At 64.4% G+C, this 22,784-nt stretch carries 20 protein-coding genes; 10 read left to right on the top strand and 10 right to left on the bottom strand.

The window, feature by feature from the left end; all coding sequences use genetic code 11:
* Positions 1 to 12: 12 nt before the first annotated feature.
* From B7R93_RS00765 to leuS, 6 genes are all read right to left on the bottom strand, one after another.
* On the bottom strand, positions 13 to 1,227 hold the full coding sequence (locus B7R93_RS00765; RefSeq protein ID WP_103018947.1) for a pyridoxal phosphate-dependent aminotransferase: 1,215 nt from the start codon (positions 1,225 to 1,227) through the stop codon (positions 13 to 15).
* A gap of 131 nt (positions 1,228 to 1,358) precedes the next feature.
* A complete protein-coding gene (gene accC / locus B7R93_RS00760) occupies positions 1,359 to 2,726 on the bottom strand; it encodes an acetyl-CoA carboxylase biotin carboxylase subunit (protein WP_103018946.1) in 1,368 nt (455 codons plus the stop codon).
* Between the two features lie 261 nt (positions 2,727 to 2,987).
* Positions 2,988 to 3,602 carry an acetyl-CoA carboxylase biotin carboxyl carrier protein gene (gene accB / locus B7R93_RS00755; RefSeq protein WP_103018945.1) on the bottom strand — a complete coding sequence of 205 codons (615 nt, stop codon included), beginning with the start codon at positions 3,600 to 3,602 and terminating at the stop codon, positions 2,988 to 2,990.
* A 47-nt stretch (positions 3,603 to 3,649) separates the two neighbouring features.
* Positions 3,650 to 4,228, bottom strand: a complete 579-nt coding sequence (gene efp / locus B7R93_RS00750) for an elongation factor P (protein WP_103018944.1) — start codon at positions 4,226 to 4,228, stop codon at positions 3,650 to 3,652.
* A 171-nt stretch (positions 4,229 to 4,399) separates the two neighbouring features.
* Positions 4,400 to 5,158, bottom strand: coding sequence for a bacillithiol biosynthesis deacetylase BshB1 (gene bshB1, locus B7R93_RS00745; protein ID WP_103018943.1), 759 nt, complete (start codon positions 5,156 to 5,158; stop codon positions 4,400 to 4,402).
* Between the two features lie 182 nt (positions 5,159 to 5,340).
* Complete coding sequence (gene leuS / locus B7R93_RS00740; RefSeq protein ID WP_103018942.1) at positions 5,341 to 7,932, bottom strand: leucine--tRNA ligase; 2,592 nt, start codon at positions 7,930 to 7,932, stop codon at positions 5,341 to 5,343.
* 188 nt (positions 7,933 to 8,120) lie between these two features.
* On the opposite strand from leuS, the gene B7R93_RS00735 reads away from it, so the two are divergent.
* Positions 8,121 to 8,555, top strand: coding sequence for a CoA-binding protein (locus B7R93_RS00735; protein WP_103018941.1), 435 nt, complete (start codon positions 8,121 to 8,123; stop codon positions 8,553 to 8,555).
* 608 nt (positions 8,556 to 9,163) lie between these two features.
* On the opposite strand, the gene B7R93_RS15990 is transcribed toward B7R93_RS00735, so the two are convergent.
* Complete coding sequence (locus B7R93_RS15990) at positions 9,164 to 9,289, bottom strand: hypothetical protein (RefSeq protein WP_262507543.1); 126 nt, start codon at positions 9,287 to 9,289, stop codon at positions 9,164 to 9,166.
* On the opposite strand from B7R93_RS15990, the gene B7R93_RS16185 reads away from it, so the two are divergent.
* The 3 genes from B7R93_RS16185 to B7R93_RS00725 all read left to right on the top strand — a co-directional run bounded on the left by B7R93_RS16185 (position 9,245) and on the right by B7R93_RS00725 (position 10,144).
* The gene (locus B7R93_RS16185) at positions 9,245 to 9,394 is read left to right on the top strand and encodes a DUF542 domain-containing protein (RefSeq protein ID WP_232797920.1); all 150 of its coding nucleotides are present in this window, start codon (positions 9,245 to 9,247) and stop codon (positions 9,392 to 9,394) included. The genes B7R93_RS15990 and B7R93_RS16185 overlap by 45 nt on opposite strands.
* A 21-nt stretch (positions 9,395 to 9,415) precedes the next feature.
* Positions 9,416 to 9,784: a hemerythrin domain-containing protein gene (locus B7R93_RS15615; protein ID WP_232797871.1), complete on the top strand. Its 369-nt coding sequence runs from the start codon at positions 9,416 to 9,418 to the stop codon at positions 9,782 to 9,784.
* 141 nt (positions 9,785 to 9,925) lie between these two features.
* Positions 9,926 to 10,144 (top strand): FAD-dependent oxidoreductase, encoded by a 219-nt coding sequence (locus tag B7R93_RS00725; RefSeq protein ID WP_157942154.1) that lies wholly within the window; start codon positions 9,926 to 9,928, stop codon positions 10,142 to 10,144.
* A 697-nt stretch (positions 10,145 to 10,841) separates the two neighbouring features.
* On the opposite strand, the gene B7R93_RS00720 is transcribed toward B7R93_RS00725, so the two are convergent.
* The 3 genes from B7R93_RS00720 to B7R93_RS00710 all read right to left on the bottom strand — a co-directional run bounded on the left by B7R93_RS00720 (position 10,842) and on the right by B7R93_RS00710 (position 14,093).
* Positions 10,842 to 11,687, bottom strand: a complete 846-nt coding sequence (locus B7R93_RS00720) for a phosphosulfolactate synthase (protein WP_103018939.1) — start codon at positions 11,685 to 11,687, stop codon at positions 10,842 to 10,844.
* 72 nt (positions 11,688 to 11,759) lie between these two features.
* Positions 11,760 to 13,130, bottom strand: coding sequence for an MmgE/PrpD family protein (locus B7R93_RS00715; RefSeq protein ID WP_103018938.1), 1,371 nt, complete (start codon positions 13,128 to 13,130; stop codon positions 11,760 to 11,762).
* Between the two features lie 555 nt (positions 13,131 to 13,685).
* Positions 13,686 to 14,093, bottom strand: a complete 408-nt coding sequence (locus tag B7R93_RS00710) for a hypothetical protein (protein WP_103018937.1) — start codon at positions 14,091 to 14,093, stop codon at positions 13,686 to 13,688.
* Positions 14,094 to 15,279: 1,186 nt separating this feature from the next.
* On the opposite strand from B7R93_RS00710, the gene B7R93_RS00705 reads away from it, so the two are divergent.
* The 6 genes from B7R93_RS00705 to B7R93_RS00680 all read left to right on the top strand — a co-directional run bounded on the left by B7R93_RS00705 (position 15,280) and on the right by B7R93_RS00680 (position 22,731).
* Entirely contained in the window at positions 15,280 to 16,584 is a 1,305-nt protein-coding gene (locus tag B7R93_RS00705; protein ID WP_103018936.1) for a rhodanese-like domain-containing protein, read from the top strand.
* Positions 16,585 to 16,671: 87 nt separating this feature from the next.
* Positions 16,672 to 17,397, top strand: coding sequence for a hypothetical protein (locus tag B7R93_RS00700; RefSeq protein WP_232797870.1), 726 nt, complete (start codon positions 16,672 to 16,674; stop codon positions 17,395 to 17,397).
* 130 nt (positions 17,398 to 17,527) lie between these two features.
* Complete coding sequence (locus B7R93_RS00695; RefSeq protein WP_103018935.1) at positions 17,528 to 18,883, top strand: ABC1 kinase family protein; 1,356 nt, start codon at positions 17,528 to 17,530, stop codon at positions 18,881 to 18,883.
* A 232-nt stretch (positions 18,884 to 19,115) separates the two neighbouring features.
* Positions 19,116 to 19,835: a TetR/AcrR family transcriptional regulator gene (locus B7R93_RS00690; RefSeq protein WP_103018934.1), complete on the top strand. Its 720-nt coding sequence runs from the start codon at positions 19,116 to 19,118 to the stop codon at positions 19,833 to 19,835.
* Between the two features lie 13 nt (positions 19,836 to 19,848).
* Positions 19,849 to 21,480: a TolC family protein gene (locus B7R93_RS00685; protein WP_232797869.1), complete on the top strand. Its 1,632-nt coding sequence runs from the start codon at positions 19,849 to 19,851 to the stop codon at positions 21,478 to 21,480.
* Positions 21,481 to 21,531: 51 nt separating this feature from the next.
* Positions 21,532 to 22,731, top strand: coding sequence for an efflux RND transporter periplasmic adaptor subunit (locus B7R93_RS00680; protein WP_157942140.1), 1,200 nt, complete (start codon positions 21,532 to 21,534; stop codon positions 22,729 to 22,731).
* Positions 22,732 to 22,784: the final 53 nt, after the last annotated feature.

Below are 22,784 nucleotides of genomic sequence, written 5' to 3'. Positions count from 1 at the left end.
GCATCGCCCCCGTCAGCGGAGCGCAGCGAGCCCCGCCTCAATCCGATCCAGGCCCGTTTTGAGGTCCTCCATCGACGAGGCGTAGGACAGGCGAAGCCCATCGGGCTCTCCGAACGCCGGCCCCGGGACGAGAGCGACGTTCTGCTCTTCCAACAAGTAGAAGCACAGGTCGCCGCCGTCCTCAATCGTCGAGCCGTCGGGCGTCGTGGATCCGAAGAAAGCCGACACGTCCGGGTACGCATAGAAGGCTCCTTCGGGGGTGGGGCACTGCACCCCGTCGATGGCGCGGAGGCGCTCCAGGACCACGTCGCGCCGACGCCGAAAGGCCGCCACCATCTCGTCCACCGGGCCCTTGTCCATTTCCAGAGCCGCCACGCCCGCTTTCTGCGTGATGCTGCTGGGCGCCGAGGTAAACTGTCCCTGAATCTTGCCCGCAGCCTCGGCAATCGGCGCCGGCGCGGCCATGTAGCCAAGCCGCCACCCTGTCATTGCGAAGCCCTTGGAGAATCCGTTCACCGTGACGGTCCGATCCTTCATGCTGGGAAGCGACGCGAACGCACGGTGTTCGGCGTCGTAGAGCACGTATTCGTAAATTTCGTCGGACACCACGTGGATCTGCTCGTGACCGCGGAGCACGTCGGCGAGCGCTGCCAACTCTTCGGGCGAATACACGGTCCCAGTGGGGTTGGACGGGGTACACAGAATGAGCAGTCGCGTCCGCTCGGTAATGGCGTCCTCCAGGGCCTCGGGCGTCAGGCGATACCCGTCGTCCACGTCCGTGGGCACCGTCACGGGCTCCGCCCCGCTGAAGCGCGCCATCTCCGGGTAGCTCACCCAGTACGGCGCCGGGATGAGCACCTCATCGCCCGCGTCGCAGAGGGCGTGGATGGCCAGCGCGAGGGACTGCTTGGCCCCGTTCGAGCACACGACCTGCTCCGGCGTGTACGAGAGGCCGTTGTCCCGGTCGAGCTTGTCGCAGATGGCCTCCCGGAGCTCCAGCATGCCCGGGTTTTCCGTGTAGTTCGTGAACCCGTTCCGGATGGCCTCAACCCCCGCATCCGCGACCGGCTCCGGCGTGTCGAAGTCCGGCTCTCCGGCGCTGAGGGCGACGACCGGGTGTCCCTGCCGCCGCCGCTCCTCGGCACGCGCCTTCATGGCGAGCGTGGCCGACGGCTGCATCGCAGCCACACGGTCGTTGAGTTGAACGGACTGGGTTGGGGACGACATAAGGCACCTGCAAACCGACTAGAAGAAAACTGTAGGCGCGCCCGGACGTCAAGGAGCGGGCACGATTTCCTTCATCGCATGGCGAGCGTGGCCAACATGCCTTCTCGCGTGCCACGCGCACTCGCTCCCCGCTACGCAACCTCCGCGGGGGCGTCGTGCATCTCGAAGTCGTCGAGGAACCGGGTGTCAAAGTTGCCCTCTTTGAACCGCTGGTCCTCCATCAACTGCCGATGGAACGGAATCGTGGTATCGACCCCCTCCACGACAAATTCAGCGAGCGCCCGCCGCATCTTCCGGATTGCCTGCTCGCGGGTTTTTCCATAGGCGATGAGCTTCGCAATCATCGAATCGTAGGTCGGCGGAATTCGATAGCCTGAGTAGGCCGCCGTGTCGACCCGAATGCCGTGCCCCCCCGGCTGATGGAACGCCGTGATGTCGCCCGGTACAGGACTGAAGTTCTGGAAGGGATTCTCGGCATTGATCCGGCACTCGATGGCATGGCCCTCCATCGACGGTCGCTCCACCCCATCCAGGGTCTCTCCCATCGACACGCGAATCTGATGCTCCACCAAGTCACAGTCCGTCACTTCCTCGGTGACCGGGTGCTCCACCTGAATGCGCGTGTTCATTTCCATGAAGTAAAAGCTGCGGTCAGCCCCCACGAGAAACTCGACCGTCCCGGCCCCTTCGTAGTTGACGGCCTCTGCCCCTCGGATGGCCGCCGTGCCCATCTCTTCGCGGAGCTCCTGGTCGACCACCGGCGAGGGGCACTCTTCGAGCAGCTTCTGGTGACGGCGCTGAATAGAGCACTCCCGCTCGCCGAAATGCATCACGTTGCCATGCCCGTCGCCCAGCACCTGAATCTCGACGTGGCGCGGCTTTTCAACGAACTTTTCGATGTACACCTCGGGGTTGCCAAAGGCCGCCTCGGCCTCGGAGCGAGCCCCGTTGAAGGCCCGCTCAAACCCACTGGCCTCCCGCACCAGCCGCATGCCAGTGCCGCCCCCGCCCGCAACGGCCTTTACCATGACGGGAAATCCGATGTCGGAGGCGACCTCGTAGGCAGTATCGAGGTCGTTGATCGTGCCGTCCGACCCCTCCACAATGGGCACCCCCGCCTTGTGCATCTCCTCCTTTGCCTTCGACTTTTCCCCCATCAGGGCAATCGTCTCGGCCGAAGGACCGATAAACTCGATGTCGTTGTCGGCACAGATCTGACTGAACTCGGCATTCTCGGCGAGGAAGCCATAGCCGGGATGGATGGCATCGGCCCCCGTCACCTCCGCGGCGGCGATGAGACGGTCGGGCCGCAGATAGCTCTCCCCGGAAGCCGGCGGCCCGATGCACACGGCCTCGTCGGCAAAGCGGACGTGCAGGGCGTCGCGGTCGATCGTCGAGTACACCGCCACGGTGTTGATGCCCATCTCGTGGCAGGTGCGGATCACGCGCAGCGCAATCTCGCCGCGGTTGGCGATCAAAACTTTTTGGAGGTCACTCATGCGGGGTCAGCAGTATCCTGTGGGACATGCGGGCGTTCGGGAGAAAGGGGCACGGCGTGCGGCACGTGACGAGCACAGCACAATCGTTGAGAAGGAGTCGTCTGGGGGAGGGGCCTTCCGCGACACGACGCATACACTACGGGGCATCAGGAGACCATGAGTCAGACTGAGCCCGCTCCTCCAGGCCAGCACGAGCAGGAGCCTCGAGCAGGGTCCACACGCAAGCCGCCCCGGGGCCGTCGACGCCACGGACGACCAGCGTTACGCCTCCTCAAGCACGAAGAGCGGCTGGTCAAACTCGACCGGTTCGGCGTCCTCGACCAGAATTTCTTGGACGGTTCCCGCGGTCTCACACTCGATCTCGTTCATCAACTTCATCGCCTCGATGATGCAGAGCACATCGCCTTCCTGCACCTCGTCGCCCACCTCTATGAAGGGGTCGTCGTCGGGCGACGGGGCGCGGTAGAAGGTCCCCACGATCGGGGCCTTCACCACGTGCTCCTCCGCGGCACCCTCCGTCTCCTCCGCCTCCGCCGTTCCGTTCTCGGTCGGCACCGCGGACGTGCCCTCCTCGGTCGGCTCGGGGGCCGCCTGTGTCCCACTCGGGGCTGCCGACGAAGCGGGGGCGTTTGACGGCTGCTGTTGAGGGGGGCGAGCGGCCTGTTGCGGCGGGGCTTGCTGCGGGGGCACCTGCTGGGGAGGCGCCTGCTGGGGCGGGCCGTACTGCAGCTGGGCCGGCTGAGCCGCCGGCTGCATGAGCACCTGCGGGCTGTCTTGCCGAACGGTGAGCTTGAAGTCGTCTTCCTCAATCTCGACCTCCGACACCCCGCTCTCGGCGACAAGTCGAAGTAGTTCTTGGATCTTCGAGAGCTCCATGCGTCTGAGTAGGTGTGTGCGAAAGAGTGGCGGGCGCACGCCGAGGACTACACGGTGGAGGCGGCCGAGACACGAGTCTTATACTCCTCGGTCTCGGTGCTAAGACGGACGACGTCTCCTTCGTTGATGAACAGCGGCACGTCGATGGTGGCCCCGCTCTCCAACGTCGCGGGCTTGTCGCCCCCCTGCGCGGTGTTGCCCTTCACCCCAGGCGTGGTCTCGACGACCTCAAGCTCCACCTTCTGTGGGACCTCAGTGCGGAGCGGCTCCTCGGTGTCTCTCCGAAAGAGAATATCGACGCTGCCCCCTTCTTTTAGAAACTCGCGCCCCTCCACCTGCCCCGGCGGCATCGAGAATTGCTCGTAGGACTCCTCGTCCATAAAGTGGAGCCCGTAATCGTCCTCGTAAAGATACTGGTGCTCTCGACGCTCCACCCGTACCTCGTCGACCTTCGCCCCCGCTCGGAAGGTCTCCTCCACCTCATGGCCGTCCTTCACATGCTTTAGGGTAGTCCGGACAAACGCGCCGCCCTTGCCAGGCTTGACGTGGAGGAAGTCGACGATCTCCCAGAGATCGTCTTTCCAGAGAAAGGTCATGCCGTTTCGGAAGTCACTCGTGTCCGCCATGGAAGGGGGAAGGTCGCTTCGTAGCAGTTATAGTGGGGCAATATACCGCGCCGCAGACGATGGTGTCAACTCATGGACGATCAGTGCAGCGCTATTTTGCTTCAAAGACCTGAACCTTTCGGTTGTTGCGAGTTGAGCCTTCTGCCCCAACTAATTCACGTAGGATCTAGCTCAGCGAAACTCTTTCTCCTTGCGGAGGACATCGGGCAGGTCCGTCACGCCGAAGGGACCGTGTCGGTACTTGAACGGCTCGCCGTACGTGGCCCCCACCGTGTAGCCGTAGGTGCGCGCCCGGGCCTTCACCCACTCGAAAAATTCAGGGTTGGACACGAAGGTCTCCGGCTCGTCTGGGTCCGGCTCGTAGTCCGGGTTGTGGAACTGCGACTCGAAGGCCTGCAGGGCTTCAATGCGCTGGTCCCATACGTCCGTCACGTCCACCACCATCGTGGGCTCGAAGGAGACGGCCTGCATGTAGTGGAGCACGTGGTGGGGCCGCCAGGGATCCTGAGAAGATCCGTCCGGCCCTGTCGTCTCTACCTCTTGCAATCCGCTGTAATAGAGCGCGTCGGTCGAAAGGTCGGCGGCGTCGCTGTGATCGGGATGTCGGGCCTCCGGCGGGTTGATGAGGACGATGTCCGGGCGGTACCGGCGCACCGCCTCAATCACCCTCCGCTGATTGGCCTTCGTGTTGCGGATGTCCCCATCCATCAGCCCGAGATTCTCACGGGCGCGGAGGCCCAGGATCTCTGAGGCCCGCTCGGCCTCCACCATGCGCTGCTCGGGCGTGCCCCGCGAGCCGAGTTGCCCCTTCGTGAAGTCGACGATGCCGACCTCATACCCCTGTTGGGCAAGCAGGCACATCGTTCCTCCCGCGCAGAGCTCTACGTCGTCGGGGTGGGCAGCGAGGGCGAGAAGATCAAGTTTGGGCATGGGACGCACGTTTCTGAAGAAATGCTAAGCGGACGGGCGACGGCCCGAATCGGATTGGGTCAGGGGTGAAACGTCATTCGTGGTGCGTGACCCGAGGAACGTGATACAGGCTCTTTTCCTCACGCATCACGATGCCAACAGTACAACGCCGAGCCTAATACGCCCCCACCGCGCATACGACGTTATCCAGTTACAAAGTTCACGATCTGCCCCGGCACATAAATCTCGCGCTGGATGTCCACGTCGCTGAGGTAGCGGGCCACATTGTCCGCGGCCTTCGCGGCGGCGAGCACATCGTCCTCGTCCGCGTCGGCGTCCACCTCAATGGTGGCACGGACCGTGCCGTCCACCTGTACGGGCATCTCCACGACCTCCCGCCGGATGTGCTCATCGTCGTACGCCGGCCAGTCCACGTAGGCCAGCGACGCATCGTGTCCGAGGCGTGCCCACAGCTCTTCGGCGAGGTGCGGCGCGAACGGGCTCAGGAGGAGGACGAACGGCTCGGCAATCTCGCGGGGCATCGCGTCCCATTTGTTGGCCGCGTTCACGAACTCCATCATCGCCGCGATGGCGGTGTTGAAGGCCCGGGCCTCAATGTCCTCCGTGACCCTTTTGATGGTGCGGTGCAGCGTGCGAAGCTGCTCACCGTCCGGCGCCTCGTCACGCACGGCCTGCTCCTCCCTGTCCGCGCCAGCGAGTAGGCGCCAGGCACGGTTGAGAAACCGGTGGACGCCCTCCATGTCGTCGGTGCTCCAGGGCTTGTCCTGCTCCAACGGCCCCATAAACATCTCGTAGAGGCGGAGCGTGTCGGCCCCGTACTCGTCGACCACGTCGTCGGGGTTGATGACGTTGCCGCGGCTCTTGCTCATCTTGTGGCTGCGGGCGTCGACCTGCACCTCCGGCCGTTCCTCAAGCACAAACACGTCTCCCTCTTTTGCGATGGCGTCTTCGTCGACCTGCACGGGCGTGAGTTCAGTGTCGTCCGCAACGTCCTCGGCGGACACGAAAGTGCCGTCTTCGTCCCGGTACGCTGTGTATTCCGTCTCGCCCAGGATCATGCCCTGGTGCACCAGCGTCTGGAACGGCTCTGTCGTAGAGACGACCCCCGCGTCGTAGAGCACCTTGTGCCAGAAGCGGGCGTAGAGCAGGTGAAGCACCGCGTGCTCCGATCCGCCGACGTAGAGGTCGACCGGCATCCAGTACTCTTCCTTCTCCGGGTCGACGAGCTGCTCGTCGTTGTCGGGATCGAGAAAGCGAAGGTAGTACCAGCAGGAGCCGGCCCACTGCGGCATCGTATTCGTCTCGCGGGTGGCCGCCCCCCCCGTCTCCGGGTCGGTGGTCTCCACCCAGTCCTCGATGGTCGTCAGCGGCCCCTCGGGGGTGCCGCTCGGCTCGAACGTGTCGACGTCGGGCAGCGTGACGGGCAGCTCCTCCTCGGGCACCGGCTTGTCCTCACCGTCCTCGGTGAACACGATGGGGAACGGCTCGCCCCAGTAGCGCTGGCGGCTGAAGAGCCAGTCCTGCAGCTGGTAGTTGACGGTGTGCTCCCCCGTGCCCTCCGCTTCCAGCCACTCGATGATTTTTTCCTTCGCCTCCTTGTTGTGCAGGCCGTTGAGGCTCACGTTCTCGTTGGCGGAGTTCACGTGCGGCCCGTCGCCGACGTAGGCCTCCTGGTCCACGTCGCCGCCCTCCACGACCGTCCGGATCGGCAGGTCGTACCTCTCAGCGAAGGCATGGTCGCGCTCGTCGTGGGCCGGGACGGCCATGATGGCACCGGTGCCGTAGGAGACAAGCACGTAGTCGGCCACCCAAATCGGGATGTCCTCGCCGGTGACCGGGTTCACCGCGTATCCCCCGGTAAAGACGCCGGTTTTGTCCCCCTGCTGCTGGCGCTCGCGCTCGCTTTTGCGGAGGGCCTGCGTGCAGTATTCCTCCACCTTCTCGCGGTGCGGCTCGGTCGTGACCTCGTCGAGCAGCTCGTGCTCGGGCGCCAACACCATGTAGGTGGCCCCGAAGAGGGTATCAGGCCGCGTGGTGTAGACCTCCAACGAATCGTCCACGCCCGCAAGGTCGAAGTAGACGTTCGCGCCCTCCGAGCGGCCGATCCAGTTGCGCTGCATCTCCTTCGTGCTCTCCGGCCAGTCGAGGTCTTCCAGCCCCTCCAGCAGCCGATCGGCGTACTCGGTGATCTTGAGCACCCACTGCCGCATCGGCACCCGCTCGCAGGGATGCCCGCCCCGCTCGCTCTTGCCGTCGATCACCTCCTCATTGGCCAGGACGGTGCCCAGCTCGTCACACCACCACACCGGCTCTTCGGACTGGTAGGCGAGCCCTTTTTCGTAGAGCTGCAGGAAGATCCACTGCGTCCACTTGTAGTAGTCTGGGTCGGTGGTGTTGATCTCCCGCTGCCAGTCGTACGAGAAGCCGAGGCGCTTGAGCTGACGTTTGAACTGCGCAATGTTTTCCTCTGTGGTCTCCCGCGGATGGGTGTTTGTCTTCAGCGCGTACTGCTCGGCGGGCAGGCCGAACGCGTCCCATCCCATCGGGTGCAGCACGTTGAATCCCTGCTTGCGCTTGTAGCGGGCCACGATGTCGGTGGCCGTGTATCCCTCCGGGTGGCCCACGTGGAGGCCCGCGCCGCTGGGGTACGGAAACATGTCGAGCACGTAGAACTCGTCCGTGTCGTCCGGCACCTCATCGGGGGTGCGGAAGGTCTGGTGCTCCTCCCAGTGCTTTTGCCACTTCGTCTCAATGTCGTGGAACGGATAGGCCATGGCGGATGGCGATTGAACAATCTAGTGGGTTGTGGTGGGGAGGGCGCCCGCTGCGTCTCGCTCTCGCTACGGGTCGTAACGACCCTTGCGGGGTACGAGACCAACAAAGGAGAAGACTTTGCGTGCCGACACAGGGTAAGTACCGACTCGCCACCTCTCCACTGCCTGCACACGAATTCAATCGTTCTATGCCCGACGACGGTCTCTCCCCCGACCTTCACAGTGTACTCGAAACCGCCGACACGATCGCGGTGGTCGGCTGCTCAGCCACACCGACACGCACGAGCCACAAGATTGGCCGGTACTTGCAGGCACGCGGCTACCGCATCGTGCCGGTGAACCCAAACCACGACCGGGTGCTTGGCGAATCATGCTATCCGGATCTTCCGAGCATCCCAACGGACGTAGAGCTCGACATCGTTGACATCTTCCGGGCCCCCGCCCACACGGCCGACATGGTCCGCTCGGCAATTGCACGCGTCCAACAAACGGACGAGCAGCCGGTGATTTGGACTCAGCTCGGGGTGTCGAGCTCGGAGGCGAACACACTGGCCGAGGAGGCGGAGCTGCCCTACGTACGCAACCGATGCATCAAGATTGAGTACGACCGGCTGTTTGCATAGCGGCGGTGCGTCAGAAGAAGCAACACATAGCCTCCTTCCCAGCGCTCCAACCAAGAGAGCGCCCGTGAGAAAAGGTGCCGTAAACATCGCCCCGTGAACGCCACGGCGTTGCACGCCCGACCTCACAGTCCCCGTCGTCCGCGCCGTCAAACCACCGTGGGGGCGCGCGACTCATCCCTCGGTGCTCCCCCTCGGAGTCGGTCCCGGCGGGGTGCCCGACGGCCCAGGAGCCGGCCAAAACCCATACCCGCTGAGTAGTTAATACAAAAGCATCTGAAATAGTTTTATACTCCACCATGTCCCTCAATGCTTTAGCCGCAAGTGGCGGTCCGGAGGGCGCACGCAGGCAGACGCAACGGTCCACAACGCCCGTCGCCCAAGCGGCCGCTCTGCCGTGCCCGACTGGACACGATTTCCTCACCGTACTTCGGACAAGGGGTTCTGAAAATTGAACACTGAGACGCTGCTGGGGGGCTTTTTCAGACAGGGCCCGCGAAGGCACAGCGCTGGGGGCAAAACGACCAAGTACTCATCGGGGGGCCACAGAACGTCCGCCCAACAGCTTCTGAATCGCTTCCTCCCTTTCGCTCCACTTTCGGAACGTTTCCTCACCAGTCCCGACGTCCCATGAGCATCTCCCCCACTCCCCCGTCGCCCAACTCGTGATCGACCGGCCCGGCCGGGCCCACATTTTCGAACACCTCGGCCTCGATTACTGCTGTGGAGGCGATCACTCCCTGGCCACTGCGTGCCGCGAGAAGAACCTCGACCCGGCCACCGTCACCGAGATGTTGGACGTGACCGTCAGGGCCTCTCCTTCCTGCCGAGCCGTCGATTGAACGGAGAAGTCTCTCGCCGCCTTGATCGACCACATCGTTTCCCCCCATCCCTCCTGCCTGTGCCGTGAGCTCCCTCGGCTCGAGGACCTGTTGATCCAGGTAGTGGAGGCACACGGCGACGGGCACTCCTGGCTCGCCCCCACACTGGAGGTCTTCCAAACCCTTAAGCTGGACCTCAGCACGCACATGGTGAGCGAGGAGGAGCGCATTTTTCCCTCAATTCGGGCCCTCAAAGAAGAAGCCTCGGGCGCTTTCCTAGACGAGAACGGCGTCGACAAAATGATCCGCGAGCACGACGACTCCCGAGTCGCCCTGGACCGTCTTCGAGAGCCGACGAACGACTATGTCCCCTCCCAGAGAGCGCATGCCCCAAACTTCGTTCGGCCCTGAAAGGCCTCCACGAACTGGAGGCCGACATGCACCAGCACGTGCACAAGGAAAACAACATTCTTTTTCCTCACGCCCGCACGAGGGCCTGAGGGCCCGGGGTCTGCGGCGGGCCTCCGCGAGCTTGCCGTCCACACCAGCGACCTGGGCCTGCGGCCCGACACCCGCGACTATGCTCCGTTGCTGGGTCCCAGTGGCGCCCCCGGCGTGCTCTTCGCCACGGGCCATTACCGCCACGGGATCTTGTTGACGCCGGTAACGGCCCAGGAAATTGCGGAGCAGATCCCGACCGGGGACAGCTCCGACCGGCTCACGCCCTTCCTGCCGTCCCGCTTCGCCAAGACGTCTCCGGTCGCCTCGTAGCCGCTTCTGGCTGTTCTCTCTTATCCTTTAGGAGGACACGAGCCGCCTCCTGGGCCACTGTCCCGCCGAGCTGATCGACCACTGCGTGCGAAAGAGCGGTGTAGGGACGGAGGAACGGCCGTGGCCCTGCCACACACTCGCGAGCAACATCGGGCTCGCTCCTGGTGCCGGGACGAGTACACCGAACGTCTGCCCTACCCAGCCCGGCGTCTGTCACGCTGAGGCCTTCGTTCGGTCGGTTGCGGAGCGCACATGGACTGGCCTCCTTCCCACACTCAAACTCTAGTGAACCTTCGTGCTCCACGCCTGGTGGCCCGCGGCACAGCGAAAGTGTGAGAAGCCCTCCCCGTCGTTGCCTCTCTCTTTCTGGTCGTGGTCGTAACGACCGAGGAGAGAGATGGGCGGCGTCAACGGGCCCCTTTTCCTTCGTCAGTCACTTCCGAGTGAGGCCTCTTCCTGCCCCAAGATTCAAGGAGGGGCTCTGCGGTGCACAGCGTGAGCAGCTTCGGCGAGAGTTGCCGGTGCAGCCCCGTGCGACGCTGAATCCCATCTTTGTCCACTGCACCCGGGGCGTCGCATCCAGGCCGGAGAAGACACAGAAAGGGCGGGAGGATAGAACATTCCTCCCGCCCTCATTTCCTGCTCACGTCTTTCAACGGCGGACATCAACCCGCCATCGCCGATGTGGGTGAAAGCCCTAGCCTTTGAACGTCTGAACGCGGCCAAAGAGGTCGTGCGGGCCCCAGATGCCGCTGCGCAGGCATTCGAGCTGCACAATCTGGCTGTGGTCCACGAAGAGGTTCACCTCCGGGCCGTAGTTCTGGGTGTACCACGGAAAGACATGCGGGTCGGCCGCCTCGAACATCAGGTTCTCCAGGCCAAGCTCGTCGATAAACTGCGCCGGGATTTCGGTCCGCATCTCCGGCACGTTTTCGGTGATGCCCTCGCTCTCCATCATGATCTGGTAGGCGCCCGCCTCCAGAAAGCGCTTGGCCCGGGTGATGGCCTGCGACGGGTCCTGCTGGCCAATTTGCTCCAGCTCCTCAGTCGTGGTGGCCCCGCCGCCGGCACCGTGCTGCACGCCCACCTCCGGCTTGGCCTTCAGGCCGGCCTCCTGCACGAGCTCGATCAGGCGCACCCAGTCGTCCGTGGGGAGCGTGATGAAGCCCGCAGAGATCTCGATGATGTCAAAGCCGAGGCGGGCACATTCGTCGATGTACTGGTGCACCGCATCGTCTCCCTGCGTGAGCACGTACTCCATGAAGCCGCCCGTGGAGACCAGTACGTCGTGGTCGTGGGCCTTGTCGAGCAGAGCCTGCACCTCCGCCTCCGGCATCAGGCTGAAGGAGCCGCCCGCAAACTTGAGGCTGTCGACATAGTGCCCCATTGTAGAAAGGACATCGTCCAAGTAGTTGGGGCCCATTGGGCTGTAGTAGGGGCCGCGGATCTCGGTAATGCCCACGTCGCGGGGCTTCTCGCCGCGGTCGTTGAGGTCGAGAAATTGAAAAGCACGTCGGGGATCGCCGGTCGTTTGGTCACTCATGGTACGGTTGCTTGGTTGTGAGCATTGAGACGCGGCGGCGCCGCGTCTTTGCGTGAGGATGAGAGGTCTTCGCTACATTTCGGGCGTTTGCACGCGGGACAGGAGATCGAAGAGGTCGCCGGCGGGAAATGTCTCCAGCTCCTGCACAGCGTCGATCAGGTCTTGTCGGAGCGCAGCATCGGTGTAGGGCTCGGCCAGCCGTGCAAACTTCTCTGACACCGTGTCCCACGTCATCGGCTTCGTGTGGAAGCCTTCGTAGTCCTCTTTGTGCATCTCGTAGACCTGCCCGTCGGCATGGATGCGCACGTCGCACACCATGTGATCGGGGAAGCGGTCGCTGTACTGAGGATTCTCCGTGACATGCACCTTCCGGAGAAGCGACTGCACGTCGCCCGCCTCGATGCGGTCCTGTTCGTACTGGGCAGGCAGCACCTGGTCGTCCAGAAGCGCCACCGCCGTCATGTAGTGCAGACTGTGGTCGGCCTCCTCCTTGCGGCGGACGATCGTCTTGTCTCCCTCCTCGCCCCCGCCGATGATGTGGAAGGCCACGTCGAAGGTATCGACCTCAATCTCGTCGATGGTCGACGGGTCGATGCCGTGGGTGCGCTTCAGCTCCAGTGCCCCCTCCAGGGTGGCCTGCGAGTGGATCTCGGCGTTGTACTTCTTGATGATCGTGCCGGTGACCCGCTCCAGATCCTCCTCGCTCCAGTCGAGCGCGAAGTCGCCCGCAATCGAGTGCTTGAAGCCCTTGTTGCCCTCGAACACCTCGGGCGGGCCGGTAATGCCGCGCATCGCGAGGAAGGCCGAGTGGGTGGCGGTGAACCCGGTCTCCGGGTAGGCCAATCCCTTCCAGTTCGAAATCTCCCCGGTCCGGGTCACGCGCAAGGCGTTGTGGGCGGTGCCGCTAATGGCGATGGCATTGGCAATCTGTTCGGGATCGAGGCCGAGGGCCTTCGCCGCCCCGGCCGCCGCGGCGTACTGCCCCTGCACCGTGTGGTCGAAGCCCTTGGCCCGCACCGGCGCCTCGTCACTGAGGCGGCACTGCACCTGGTACGCGACCGCGAGGGCCGTGAGGAGGTCTTCGCCGGAGCCGCCCGCGTACTCGGTCGCGGCCAGTACCGAGCCGAGGTTGTCCGAGGGGTGACCCGTCTCGCCCTCCGCAAGGTAGCTATCGTTGTAGTCGAGGTAGCGAACGAGCGCGCTGTTGTAAAGGGCCGCGCGGTCGGGCGCTGTTCGCCCGCCACCGACGAGGGTGGCGTGCTCGGCCCCACCAAAGTCAGCGAGGTGCTCGCGGAGCGCACGGATCGGCCCGCCATCGAGGGCACCGATGGCACACCCGAGGGAATCGAGGACGCGCACTTTCAGTTGCTTCTTGGCCTCGTCGGAGAGGTCGTCGTACGTGGCGGTGTCGACGAAATTGGCGAGGTCATGGACGATGGGCATGGCGTCGAAGATTGATTCGAAAACGCGATTCGGTGATGTCTGCTCACTAAAGTCATATCGGAGGCACTGGAGTTGTCGTGCGGATCGGCTCGTTACACGAGAGCATCACGAGTTCCCAGCACTTGTGTCGCTTCTGGTGTGTCGCTTCTGGTCTGGGCTCAAGATGGTGTCGTAGTTGAGGTGCTTTCGGGGTCCGTGCAAAATGTCAATGCAGGGGACACAAATCGGCCATGCCGATCCGTGAATACGTTCGGTTGTGCTCATGACTGAGCACGGCTCAGGCGATCTAGGATCTCCAGAATCTGGGATTCCCAGCATCTTGCCGGACGGGTTCGGCTGATCTCCACCAGGCTGAAGAAAATCGTTTGCGTACGTTCTCACGGATCGGTAGGTCGTCCTGAAGGAGGGTTTCCGTCACGCATTTCTCAAGTGCGCAAGCCGCTCTCAGAAGCCTGAAAGGTCGGTTTCGCCTCTCATTTCGGTCCCTCTTTTTTGGACAGTGGACGTACGTTCACAAATTGCATGTATCCCGAAAAGCCCCCTGGACGCGCAAATTTACCGCGAGCTGGGGCGGGGAAGATGGTCCCGGAGCACGTCCTCGGGATTTCCATCTTCTTCTGAGGACAGGGCAGCCACCCGCTCCCGAAGCACATACATTGACCAGGCGCCCTGGAGCAATGTATTCAGGGCACAGAGCGACGGCTCAGTCAGCGTAATCGCGACGGGGCCAGCGTCAGTTTCGGCCTGAAGGGTCCAACGGTCCTGACTTTCAGTGCTGCGCACCTGCTTCAAAGCGTGTTTAACTGTGTCAGCGAGCACCTCCAGTTCGTCCTCATACATTAGCAGGGTGTGCTCGCGGAAGATGATCTGGATGCGCCCGCAACACTCACATTGCAGAACATACCCGTAGCGGGTTTCGGACAGGCGGTCAGGTCCATGGAGGTTGTGCGTGGTTTGGGACATGAGTGTGGAGGGCGTAGGGGAGGTATCTAGAGATAAGCGGTCGTGTCGGTGGGAACCTGGGCGAGGGACGGCGGCGTCACCACTTAAGCTCTATCCTTATTTAGATCAGTTCTAAATCAATGCCGCAATTCTACCTTACCGATCTAGGGTCACACTTGCAAGGCCGTCTCCCGCTCTACCGCAATGAAGATTCCGTGGACGTTAGGGGACCGGCGGAGCGCCCCTCAGGCGGGCACACCCGGGGCCCCTTAAGCAGGATCAATCCGGTCCTTCTTGCCTCTTCCAGAGGCGCCGTTCGAATCCTCCCGGTTTCGAGTGCAGCGTTGAAGGAGAGCGAAGAGGAAGGGCGGCGCGCGGTCGCACCGCCCGTCGATGAGGTCCCGTGCCCGGCGGCTCGTCGGGGAGGGCAGCACTGCTCAAAATCAAGCGCATGGCATCGAAAGATGGAGGATCGTAGACGATACGGATGAGCAAGAGGCCTCACCGGACGAGCCCCCAATCCGGACCCGCTCTCCTGCAGGGTCATCAACGTGCCCCCCGAGACCAGCAGGTGGTGGCTTATCAGTCCCGTCCCTGTCCCCCAAGTGTGGCTCCCGACGACGGTCCAGGCGGAGAGGGGATGGCCCGATCTTCGATCACTGAGCAGGAAGGCCGTGGGGCCGAGGCTCGGGAAGATGAACGGCGCGCCAGTGCCCCAGCACCGCCCGGGCGATGCCTGTGTTCAGCAGCCCCCAGGCCGCCCAGAACCGATAGTCATGAGAAACGCCACCCGAGGAGCATGACCTCCAGGTGTAGCGGCCGGATCGGCAAGGGGAACGCCAGCCCAGGCCCTCCTGAAGCCGCCAACCTTCACGCCCCCGCTGTTGCCCCGAGGGCGACGTGCAAGAGGACCGCTCGTACGTACCACACGCTTACTTGAGCCATGAGGCCGGAGGGCCCATTTGGGACGGACACGATGCCAGAAATATCCCACGAGCAACAGACTCGCCCCCCACTGAAGCGCCGCCGAAGCTGAGTTCTAGATCTCCATTTGAGGAGCGGCGCCGCCCCTTCGCCCCAAAGGTCGTTGCGGGTTTTTCCGCTTTCCGACGGTCAGGAATCGCTCTGGGAAGTTGCGTCTTGTCGTCGATTTCCTCAAGTTCGTGGACGCAATATTCGCCGTTCCCACGCTTCGCTCTCCATACTGATGGAAGAAACGATCTCCACCGTTTCCACCGACACCTTCGCCCTGCAGGCCGAGGACCCCGATCACACCATCCTGGACGTTCGCCCCATCGCGGCGTACAATGGATGGCCGCTCCGAGACGCGTCCCGGAGTGGACACGTGCCGGGCGCCAAGAGCCTGCCGCTCCAGTGGACGCAGTACATGGACTGGGTAGAGGTGCTCGACGAGAAGGGCCTGTCGCGGGACATGCCCGTGACGGTATACGGCTACACCGCAGACGCCGCCGCGGAGATGGCGAACAAGCTCTCGCGACTCGGCTTTGAGGCCGTCGGCGTCTACGGCGGCTTTCTGGACGAGTGGACATCCGATCCAGATCGGCCTCTTCGGCGCATGCAGCGGTACCGGCAGCTCGTTTACCCGGAGTGGGTGCAGGGCCTCATTTCCGGCACGGAGCCCCCTGAGATGAACGGCGACGAGTACGTCCTGTGTCACACCCACTTCGGGTACCGCCAGGACTATGAGGACGGCCACATCCCCGGCGCCATCCCGCTCAACACAAATGCCCTGGAGTCGCCCGAGACCTGGAATCGGCGCCCACCGGCGGAGCTGAAGCGCGCCCTCGAGGACCACGGCATTCGCCACGACACCACCGTGGTGCTCTACGGGCGCTTCTCGTACCCGACGTACGACCAAGACTACCCCGCCCAGAGCGCAGGCCACCTCGGGGCCATGCGGTGTGCGGCCCTGATGCTCTACGCCGGCGTCGAAGACGTCAGGATTCTCAACGGCGGCATCAACACGTGGGAGTCCGCCGGGTACGACGTGTCGACCACGGACGCAGAGCCGGAGCCGGTGGGGGACTTTGGGGCGGAAGTGCCGGCCCACCCGGAGTACATGCTGACCCTCGACGGGGCCCGGGAGTTCTTGGATGCCGACGACAGAGACCTCGTCAGCGTGCGGAGCTGGGCGGAGTTTATTGGCGAACGGAGCGGCTACCACTACATCGACAAGACCGGGCGCATTCCGGGGGCGGTGTTCGGCAACTGTGGAAGCGACGCCTACCACATGGAGAACTACCGCAATTTCGATTATACGACGCGGGAGTTTTCGGAAATCGCCGAGAAGTGGGCCGAAATGGGGATCACGCCGGACCGGCACATTGCCTTCTACTGCGGCACGGGCTGGCGGGGCAGCGAGGCGTTCATGAACGCGTACCTGATGGGGTGGCCGAACATTTCGGTCTACGACGGCGGCTGGTACGAGTGGAGCAACCACCCTGAGACCGAGACGGCCACCGGGGTGCCCGAGGAGGGCGTCCGGGCGTAAGAAACACCTGCGTGCCTCCCAGAGCAGACGCCCACCAGTGAGGATTGCCTGGCCAACACGTCGGCCCACGGAAAATCTCACGGCGGTGTGCGTAGGAGACACCGCTCGTTTTTTGTCCCAAGGCCTCTCAGCCCGATTTCTACCCCCGACGCGTTCGCTGAGAAAAAGCAGCTGGTCGAAGCCGCCCTTCGGCTTCGGCGAAAGCCGGACGCCTCGCCGACCATTGCGGAGGTGTGTGCCGAGGCCGGCGTGGAACAGCCCCTCTTCGAAGCCCACTTCGAGGCGGTCGAGGAACTCCCCCCGGCCTTTTACACCCTCACGCTGGAGCAGTACCGAATGCTGACGAGCGCCACGACCGGCTACGAGGACTTTTCGTTCGAAGAACGGCTGGCGTCCTTCTACTACATCCTGCTCGATGCGCTCGGGGAGCAGCGTGCCTTCGTCCAAGACACCTTTGACGGCCGGATTCGCTCCCAATCGTCGTTCCGGGCAGAGGTGCGAGCCACCCTCCGCGACCTCTTGACGGAGGATGACCTCGTGCCGGGAACGAACCAGCTCGTCACGGGACTCTGGCCGGTGCACGAAGTGCTGACTGAAGTCTCATTCGCCATCGTCCGCCACTGGATTCACGACGAAACCGAGGCCCAGGCAGCCACCACGGCCCTCGTTGACAAACTCGTCGCATTCGTGGCCGAACTGGTGACGTTCCGCGGCGTCTCCAGTGGACTGAACCTGGCCTGGCACATCGTGCGGCACGATTCCCTGGGTCTCGGGCGGCTGCCGGGGGTCGGACGGTTTTTGTCCGGGCGATAGCCCCCGTGTCCGGGCCGAGCCCCCCGCCGAGAGAGCGCATCGTACATTTCGTGCGCAGGTGCCCTGATGCAGAGCACGCACTGCACAAGCCATTTCGCTGAACGCTCCCCTGTAGTAGCTCCCCCGTGGTATGAGTGCCTCCGACGACTCTCCCGCCTCCGACGACTTCCCGGCCTCCAAGCTGGAACGGGGCGGCCTCTTTGCCAAGACGGGACTAAAGGTGGGCAAGAACTACGCGCAGTACCTGATGGACCGGGCCACAGGGGCGGACGATCCGGCGGCCCGAAAGCGGGAGCTCAACACACAGAACGCCCGCGATCTCTTCGAGGAGTTTACCCGGCTCCGCGGCACGGCCCTCAAGCTGGCCCAGTCGATGAGCATGGACACCGGCCTGCTGCCGGACGAGTTCATGGAGGTAATGGCGGAGGCGCAATACAGCGTGCCGCCGATGAACGCGGCGCTGGTGCGCAAGCGGATCCGAGACGGGCTCGGGCGCTTCCCCGAGCTGCTCTTCGATGACTTCGAGCCAGAGGCAATGGCCGCTGCGTCCCTCGGCCAGGTCCACCGGGCGCGCCTGGACGACGGCCGGGAGGTTGCGGTCAAGGTGCAGTATCCCAACGTGCGAGAGACCATCGAATCCGACCTGTCGGTGGCCCGCACCCTGTTCGAACGCCTGATCCAGGGCGACGGCATCGACGCCCATTTCAAGGAAGTGAAGGCCCGACTTCAGGAGGAGACGGACTACCTGAACGAGGCGCAGAACATTGACCACTTCGCGGATCAGTACGACGGGGAAAAACTCGTCGTCCCCCGCCCGGTCCCCGACCGAACGGCCGAGACGGTCCTGACGATGACGCATGTGGACGGCCGGCACCTCGACTCATTCCTCGACGCGGCACCGAGCCAGGGCGAGTGCAATCAGTTCGGGCAGCTGCTGTGGGACTTCCTTCACGAGCAGGTGGCGGGCAACGCCCGCACCCTCCACGCCGACACGCATCCCGGCAACTTTCTCTTCCGGGAGGACGGACGGCTCGGGGTCATCGACTTCGGGTGCGTGAAGACCTTTCCCCAGCAGTTTCGCGACGACATGCTGCGCCTGTTCCGGGCCCGCATGGCGAACGACGAGGACGCGATCAGCCGCCTCCTCTACACCCTCGACATCCTCCACGACGACCTCCCAGCAGATACCCAGGAGGAGCTGCGCCACTTCTTTGACGAGTACGGTTCGCTCATCGTAGAACCCTACCGTCGGTCCTCCTTCGATTTCGGCGACCCGGACTTTCGAAGCCGCCTGCAAGACTGCTTCGAACAGGCCTCCCACCTCCGCGCCGCCACGGGCTCTCCCCACTTTATCTTTCTCAATAAGGCCCTGGTCGGGACCCTCAACCTGCTGACCCAGCTCGGGGCCCGTGTGGACACCACCGAAAGCCTGTCGCTTCTGAATGAGGCGCTGGCGGACCTCGGGGGCTCCCCGGTGGGGCGCTGACCTCCGGGCACGTCCCTTCCCTCTGCGCCCCCGTCCTCCGCGCTTCTGGCCCCTGTGCCCGACTCTCAACCCGCCGGGTCACCTCCGCAGGGCCCAATTCGCGGGACTCCCTCCAGTCTTCATGGGGTGTTTCCCAAACAAGGCGAACGATTCGCCCGGGATCTGACTACATGGTCATCGAGTGACTCACTAGTCAGATCCTGACGCGGCGTCCATCCGGACGCGTCCGTTCATGTCCGACGCCCCCAGCTCGTCCCTGTCCCGCCGCGAACGCGAGCAAAAGCGACGGCGACAGGCCATGCTCGATGCCGCCCGGGCCGTCTTCGCGGACAAAGGGTACGCCGACGCTACGCTCAACGAAATTGCGGGGCGGGCCGAATTCGGGAAGGGCACGCTCTACAACTACTTTGAGGGCGGAAAAGAGGAGCTTTTCCTCGCGGTCTTCGACGAGGCGACCCGGGAGCTGGAAGCCCTCATCCAGACCGTTTTTCACGCGTCCGCGGACGACCGCCCGCTCCGGAGCACGGTCCACGAGTTTGTGGAGCACTACTTCGAGACGGTCCGCAACCAGCAGGATCTGTTCCTCGTCTTGGTGAAGGAAATTCACGCCATCGCGTTCAGCGAGAAGGCCGAGCGCACTCGGTTCTTTGAGAAGCAACAGGAGCGCGTGCTCGGCACGCTGGTGCCTGTACTGCGGGAGGCAATGGACCAGGAGGACATTCGCTGCCTTCCCCCTGCTCTCGTTGCAAACGTCCTGTTCACCAGTCTTCGGAGCATGGGCACACACCACATTTTGGAACGCCAGCGGGCCTCCCCCGATGCGTCCGACGGTGCGATGCGGCCCCTAGAAAACCCCGACCAGGCAGCGGACGTCCTGACGGCCCTGCTCTTCGACGGCCTCGCCCTGCCATCGTCGAGCCCTTCGCTCCCCGACACGGACTCCGATGAATAAGTACTGGTCCTTGATGCCTCATCTGCTGACTCAACTGTTCCGCTGGGGGCCCGCGGCGGCCCTGCTGATCTTGGGCCTTCTAGGGGCAGGATCCCCGGCGACCGCCCAACCCACGGGCGCCTCCGAGTCCACAACGGACTCCACACTCGTCCTGACGCTGGACGATGCCCTCCGGGTGGGCCTGGAGCGCAGCTATGGCCTTCGCGGGGCGCGTCTCGACATCCAGAACGCCGACGCACAGATTCGTGAGGCCTGGGGCCAGTTGTACCCGGAACTGAGCCTGAGTGGCAGCTACACCCGCAACGTTCAGACCGCCAACCCCTTCGCCGGCAGCGACGTAACAGGACTCTTCGGCGGCGGCAACGCCACCAGCTGGGTCGCCTTCAACGAACGCGCCCGGCAGTCGGGCGCCGAGACCATTTCGTTCGGGGAATTTCAGCGGCGGCGGCAGCAGGGGCGACAGGCGGCCGGCGTAACGCCGGGCGGCGGCGGAAACCCGTTCGGCGTTGACAACCAGTTCAGCAGTGGGCTCAGCCTACGGCAGACCCTCTTCAGCCAGAGCGCCTTCGCGGCTGTGCAGGGCGCCCGTCAGCTCCAGAATGTCAATCAGCTCGGCCTCGACCGGGAGCGACAGGCCCTCGTCGACAGCGTGCGGGGGGCCTTCTACGGGGCCCTGTTGGCCCAGGAACAGGCCCGCGTGGCTCGCCAGAGCGTCGAGCGCACGAAGAAGACGCTCGCGGACATCCGACGCCAGGTCGAGGAGGGCACCACCCCCAAATATCAGCGCCTGAGCACCGACGTGGAGCTCTCCAACCTGCAAACCCAGCGGGTGCAGGCGGAAAACCGGGCCGACCTCGCCCGGGAACAGTTGAAGCTTGCCCTCGCCCTGCCGATGGACCGTCCCATCGCCCTGGAGGGCTCCCTCGCCGTCGAAAATCCCGACCCTCGGCTCGATCTCACGGTGGCCCGGGCCACACAACAGGCCTTCCAGCACCGACCCGACCTGGAGCAGGCACGCCAAAACATAGAGCTGCGCGAGGTGGACAAAAACACCGTCCGGGCGCAGTACCTGCCCACCGTCTCGGCCGTGGCCAACTTCGACTACACAGGCGGCGTGCCCGACGACCGCTCGCAAACCCTCTCCAACCCCACCGATCCATTCGACTTCTCGGTGCGGGAGCGCGGCTTCTTCCACACTGACTTCTGGAATCCGTCCCTGAACGTGGGCCTCCAGCTGAGCTGGACCCTCTTCGACGGCTTTCAACGCGAGTCCCAAATCCAGCAGCGTGAGGTGGCCGTGCGGCGGGCTGAGCTCCAGCGCGAGCAACAGCGGGCGGCCGTGCAGCTTGGGATCGAGCAGTCCCTCCGGACCCTGCGTGCCGCGTACCAACGGCTGCAGGCCCAGGAGCAAAACGTGGAGACCGCCGAGCTCAACTACGAGTACACGCGCCGTCGCGTCGAGAACGGGGTGTCGAGCCGGCTGGAGCTCCGGGAGGCGTCAAGCCAGCTCGACGAGAGCCGCCTCAACCGCCTGCAGGCCATCCACGACTATCTCCGAGCCCGGAGCGCCCTGGAGCGTGCCATGGGCGTGCCCCTCTCCGAGGACAGTGCGTTCCAGCGCGTGGCCGGGTCCCCGCGGCCCTGACGCTCCAATAGTGCTTTGTTTTTCGTCCTTCTCATTGGGCCTCTTTTCTCGATGCGTGCTTCTCGCTTCGTCTCGCTATGGGTGTCATTGCTCGTGGGGCTGGCGGCCCTCCTTGCCGGGTGCGGGGACGAGGAGACCACGAAGGCCGCCACGGCCCAAGACCGAACCCGTACTCGGGTTGAAGCCCTCGTGCTGCAGCCCCAGTCGTTCGAGGACGTGGTGGAGGTCACCGGAAGCGTGGAGGCCCTCGACGATGCCCGCCTCTCGGCCGAGGCCGCCGGCACGCTCGTCCACGTGGCCGAGCGGGGCACCCGTGTGCCAGCGGACTCTCTGGTCGCCCGCGTCAATCCCCGCAGCGCCCGTGCCGCCGTGGAGCAGGCCCGGGCCCAGGTCGAATCCGCTCAGGCCCAGTACGAGCTCGCCCAGGACACCTACGACCGGCAGGCCCCCCTGTACCGCGACTCGATCATTAGCGCCTCCGAGTTCGAGAGCGTGCGGTCCCAGCGGACCCAGGCCTTCGCGTCCCTGAGCCAGGCCGAGGCCAACCTGAGCCAGGCCCGGGAGCAGTTGGCCAGCACGCGCATCGACGCCCCCTTTTCCGGCATCGTGGAGGAGCAGCTACAGGAGCCGGGCGAGCAGGCCTCTCCCGGGCAGGAGGTGGTGCGGCTCGTTGACACACGCCAGGTGCGCGTGGAGGCCGGCGTGCCCGAGCGGTACGCCAACGACCTGGTGCAGGGCGACTCCGTTCGCGTCCGCATCCAGTCCGCCCCCCTCGACGACCGCTGGGGGCGCCTCGCATTCGTCGGCAACACCATCGACCCGGCGAGCCGCACCTTTCCCATCGAGGTCAAAATCGCCAACCCGGAGCGTCGCCTCAAGCCCGAGATGGTGGCGACGGTGTTCGTGGTGCGGGAGCGGCTCGACGACGTGCTGGTCGCCCCCCGCTCGGCCATCAGTCGCGACGAGGGCGGGCTCGACGCCTATACGGTGGCCCGCACGGACTCGGGCGCCGTCGTCCAGTCGCGGCCCGTGACCCTCGGCCCCGCCAGTGGCAATCGGGTGGTCGTCCGCTCCGGCCTCTCGCCCGGCGACGAACTCATCACCGTCGGCCAGTCGGATGTGGCCACGGGCGACCGGGTGGAGGTCGTCGAGCGGCACGACGACGTCGACACCGCCGACCCGGCCGCCGATGCCACGCAGAACGCCGCCCCGGACGCCCCGATGTCGCCCGCCGACAGCAACGCCCCCTAGCTCGCAGCCTGCGTCCCTGCGTCTCGTTCTCTCGCCTTCCGGACCGGTCCCTC

This window comes from Salinibacter altiplanensis (assembly GCF_002894645.1).
Classification (GTDB): domain Bacteria; phylum Bacteroidota; class Rhodothermia; order Rhodothermales; family Salinibacteraceae; genus Salinibacter; species Salinibacter altiplanensis.
This window is presented reverse-complemented; position numbering and strand designations above follow the sequence as displayed.